Origin of the sequence: Kitasatospora sp. NPDC085464, from assembly GCF_044541955.1 — a bacterium.
Classification (GTDB): Bacteria; Actinomycetota; Actinomycetes; order Streptomycetales; family Streptomycetaceae; genus Kitasatospora.
This window is the reverse complement of the sequence record NZ_JBITTM010000110.1, coordinates 1-4,165: the sequence shown is the minus strand read 5'-3', so window position 1 is coordinate 4,165 and position 4,165 is coordinate 1. Positions and strand designations below refer to the sequence as shown.

Here is a 4,165-nt window from a genome sequence, read left to right as displayed (position 1 = left end):
TCCGACAGGAGGCCGTCCACGCCCTCCCGGTCCGTGGTGTGGTCGTCCGCGAAACGACGGTCACCCGTCGCGTCCGGCACGTACTTCACACAGACAACGATCCTCAAGCTCACGGCCTTGTCTCCTGTACTGGTCTCGTCCGGCGGCTGCGGCTGTGCAAGCGGGCGCGAACACGGAACACACCCGCTCCGGGCAGCGAATTCCCGTGCCGGTCCGGAACTTCCTGGCAGCATACTCGCCGGTAGCCCAGTGGTCACTACTGGCCAGTAGCTTACGCCGGGCACCCGCGCCCGCCGCCTGCGCCCATCCTGCCCCAGGCGGGGGCCGACTCCACCCGACGGGGCGGACCAACCGCGACCGGATTCCGCCCCGGCGGGGAACCGCAGCGACGGGTCGACACCCCGACGGGGATTCCTCAGACCGCCTGACCGAGCGCCGCGATCACGTCCGCCTTGCGCGGCTGCCCCGCCGCCCGGCGCACCACCCGGCCGTCCGCGTCCAGCACCAGGACGGTCGGCGTCCGCCGGATCTCCAGGCGGCGGGCCAACTCCAACCGCGCCTCGGTGTCCACCTCGACGTGCTCGACCCCCTCGACCATGCCCGCCACCTCGGCGAGCACCCGCCGGGTGGCCCGGCAGGGCTGGCAGAAGACCGTCGAGAACTGCACCAGCGTCGCCCGCGAGCCGAGCGGCCCGCCCAGCTCGGCCTCCGACAGCCGTACCGTCCCGTCCTTGGAGCCCACCCTCATCCTTCCGTCGTGCCAGGCCCGCAGCAGCCCGAACGTGGTCGCCAGCGCCAGCACGACGACGCACACCACCAGCCCGGTCATCCCCCCAGTCTGCGCCAGCCCGGGCGGCCCCCGAAAGACGGTCGACCGCCCGGGGCGGGCCGCGTACGATCGGCCGGTGGACTCCGAGCGCTCCTCACCGCCGTTGCCGACCGCCCGCCGCGTCACCGCCCCGGGCCGGGCCATCGACCTCCGCAGTCGCTGACGCCCCAGTCGCCACCGCCCGCCGCTGCCGCCCGTCGCGACCCCTCCGGAGCCCCCGTGCAGACCGACCCCCGCGGTCCCCGCTTCTCCGCCGCGCTCACCTCGGCCGTCCTGATCGTCGTCCTCCTCACCGGCAGCAGCGCCCTCCTCGCCGGCCAGGCCGTGGTCTTCGCCCTCGGGGCCCTCGGCGGCTTACGCCTCTCCCCGTACGACTGGATCTTCCGGATCCTCGTCCTGCCCCGGCTGGCCCCGCCGTCCGAGACCGAGGACGAACGGCCGCTGCGCTTCGGCCAGGGGATCCTCATGGTGTTCGCCGCGATCGGCGTACTCGGCCACGTGACCGGGGTGACCTGGCTCGGCCTGCTGGCCACCTCGGCCGGCCTCGCCGCCGCCTTCCTCAACGCCGCCTTCGGCTACTGCGTCGGCTGCGAGCTCTACCCGGTCGTCCGGCGCGCCCAGGGCCGCCTCACCGCCGGGGCCTGACCCGGCCGCCACCACCGGCCCGCGCCCTGCGGCCCGCGCCCACGACAGCCAGGCCCGGGCAGCGGAAAAGTTCCCGTAGCAATTCATCACGGAGATCACACCGGGAAAATCGGCTTGCCCGCACGCCTCAGGTGACAGCAGGCACTCGTTCGGGGGATCATCTCCGTGAATCACCCGTGACCGCCGCGGCGTGCCGTGCTCCGGTCGGCACCGGCCGCGCAACGTCGCGGGACCCCGCCGAACCGGGCTCCGGCCCGTGGAAGTCAGGACTGACCGTGGCAGAGTTCGTGTACCCGCCGGTGATCGGCGCCGCACTCACCGCCTTCCGCGCGCTCGACGTGCGAATCAAGATCGTGGGCGCCGAACACATCCCCGCCAGGGGGGGAGCGGTACTGGTCAGCAATCACATCAGCTACCTGGACTTTCTCTTCGCCGGCCTCGGCGCCTACCGCGGCGGTCAGCGCAAGACCCGCTTCATGGCCAAGGACGACGTCTTCAAGCACCGGATCTCCGGCCCGCTGATGCGCGGCATGAAGCACATCCCGGTGGACCGCACCGACGGCCAGCCCGCGTACGAGGCCGCCGTGCGCGCCCTCAAGGCCGGCGAGGTCGTCGGGGTGTTCCCCGAGGCGACGATCAGCCGCTCGTTCATGCTGAAGAAGTTCAAGACCGGCGCCGCCCGGATGGCCGCCGACTCCGGCGCCCCGCTGCTGCCCGTCGTCCTCTGGGGCACCCAGCAGCTCTGGACCAAGGGCCGCCCGAAGACCCTGACCAAGCGCCACGTCCCGGTGACGATCATGATCGGCGAACCGATTCACCTCGGGCCGGACGACAAGCCCGTCATGGTCACCAGAAGACTCCGCGCCGCCATGAGCGAGATGCTCGACCAGGCCCAGCGCGATTACCCCGGCAAGCCCTCCGGCCCGGACGACACGTGGTGGCTGCCCGCCCAGCTCGGCGGAACGGCGCCCACCCTGGAGGTCGCCGAGGCCGAGGACGAGGCGGAGGCCCTCGCCAAGGCCGAGCGCCGCGCCGCCCGGGGCTGACCCCTCCCGCCTCCCGCCTCCCGCTGCTCCGTCCGCACGTCGGCCCGGTCCTCCGCACGGTTGTTCCCCGCGGCCACTCCGCGGGGTTACTCCATGCGGCCGAGCGAATGCGATCCGTCGCGTGTCGCCCGGCGCTCGACACCTTCCCTCTGACACAGTGACAGCTCCTTTCAGGGGCCTTCGTCCTGAATCGGCGACGGGGGCACACGTCGATGCGGTCGGCAAGGATCGCAGAGGTCGGAGGCGGAGATGGCACGGATCACCGGCACAGGGCAGTCACCCACGAGCAGGGCCCGCACCCGCGCAAGCGCAGGTGCGGGCCTTCTGCTTCTGGGTGCCCTGCTCACCGGCTGCGGGGCCGAGCCCGGGGAGATCCCCCTCTCGGAGATCCGGCCGGAGTCCCCCACCGCGACCCCCGAGCCGACGTCCGCCGTGGTCGACGCAGCAGCGGGAGCACCCGCCGCAGTCACTGCGCACAACGGACTGATCGTCAGCCGGGCCTACACCGACGCCTCCCGCAGCACCAGCGCCATCGTCACCCTCGCACCCGACGGCAGCGGCCAGCACCAGATCACCCAGCCCCCGGACCGCGCGCGCGACGACCGCCCCGACTGGTCTCCCGACGGCACCACCGTCGCCTTCGACCGCACCGACCCGCAGAGCGGCGTCGCCCGCCTCTGGACGGTCGCCACCTCCGGAGAGGGCGCCCACCAGATCAGCCAGCTCTGCGACAGCTCCAGCGGCGGCGCCGACTGCGCCAACGAGGACGAACGCGCCCCCGCCTTCTCCCCCGACGGCAAGCAGCTCGCCTTCAGCCGCACCTGGGGCGCCCAGGACCCGGCCGACAAGACCCGTTCCCAGTACTCGGACCTCTACCTGATGAGCCCCGAGGGCACCGACGTCCAGCGGCTCACCTTCCTCACCAACGACAAGCCCTACTCCGGCTCGGTCAGCAACCCCAGCTGGTCCCCCGACGGCAAGCAGCTCACCTTCGAGTACCGCACCAGCGCCACCGGACAGCCCGCCAACAGCCGCGCCATCTACGTCGTGAGCGCGGACGGCACCGGGCTCCGTCAGCTCACCCCCTGGGAACTGCGCGCCGGCGACCGCGCCGACTGGTCCCCCGACGGCACCCGGATCCTCTTCACCACCTACCCGGCCGGCCCCGAGAACGCCCCCGGCGGCGGCATCTACACCATCCACCCCGACGGCACCGCCATCGGCGCCCTCACCCCCGCGCCCTCCGACGCCTTCTACGGAGCCGCCGCCTTCGCCCCCGACGGTCAGTCCATCGTCTTCGCCCAGGCCCCCGCGGGCGCCGGCGCCGACCTGTACAGCATGCGGCCGGACGGCACCGGCGTCGCCCGCCTCACCACCACAGCCGACAAGTGGCTCAACCGTCCGGCCTGGGGCACCGCCGAACTCCCCGCCGCACCGGCTGCCACGGCCGGAGCCACGGCCGAGGCAGCCGGGCCCGCGGCCCAGGCACAGGGGCAGCAGCCGACGGAGGAACCGCAGTCCGACGACGAGTGAACCGACGGCCGAAAGGCCCGGAAACGCGAAGAACCCCCATCCGGAAACCGGATGGGGGTTCTTCAGCAATGATTGTTCGGCGGCGTCCTACTCTCCCACAGGGTCCCCCCTG

At 72.8% G+C, this 4,165-nt stretch carries 4 protein-coding genes and 1 pseudogene; 3 read left to right on the top strand and 2 right to left on the bottom strand.

Annotated features, from left to right (window positions below):
- Positions 1-113, bottom strand: a pseudogene (locus ACIGG8_RS42720) (electron transfer flavoprotein subunit beta); the annotation flags it as partial.
- A gap of 302 nt (positions 114-415) precedes the next feature.
- Positions 416-829, bottom strand: a complete 414-nt coding sequence (locus ACIGG8_RS42715) for a thioredoxin family protein (protein ID WP_350526844.1) — start codon at positions 827-829, stop codon at positions 416-418.
- Between the two features lie 219 nt (positions 830-1,048).
- On the opposite strand from ACIGG8_RS42715, the gene ACIGG8_RS42710 reads away from it, so the two are divergent.
- The 3 genes from ACIGG8_RS42710 to ACIGG8_RS42700 all read left to right on the top strand — a co-directional run bounded on the left by ACIGG8_RS42710 (position 1,049) and on the right by ACIGG8_RS42700 (position 4,053).
- Positions 1,049-1,474 (top strand): DUF4395 domain-containing protein, encoded by a 426-nt coding sequence (locus ACIGG8_RS42710; RefSeq protein ID WP_396553973.1) that lies wholly within the window; start codon positions 1,049-1,051, stop codon positions 1,472-1,474.
- Positions 1,475-1,749: 275 nt separating this feature from the next.
- A complete protein-coding gene (locus tag ACIGG8_RS42705) occupies positions 1,750-2,520 on the top strand; it encodes a lysophospholipid acyltransferase family protein (RefSeq protein ID WP_396553972.1) in 771 nt (256 codons plus the stop codon).
- A 249-nt stretch (positions 2,521-2,769) separates the two neighbouring features.
- Positions 2,770-4,053, top strand: a complete 1,284-nt coding sequence (locus tag ACIGG8_RS42700) for a TolB family protein (RefSeq protein WP_396553971.1) — start codon at positions 2,770-2,772, stop codon at positions 4,051-4,053.
- Positions 4,054-4,165: the final 112 nt, after the last annotated feature.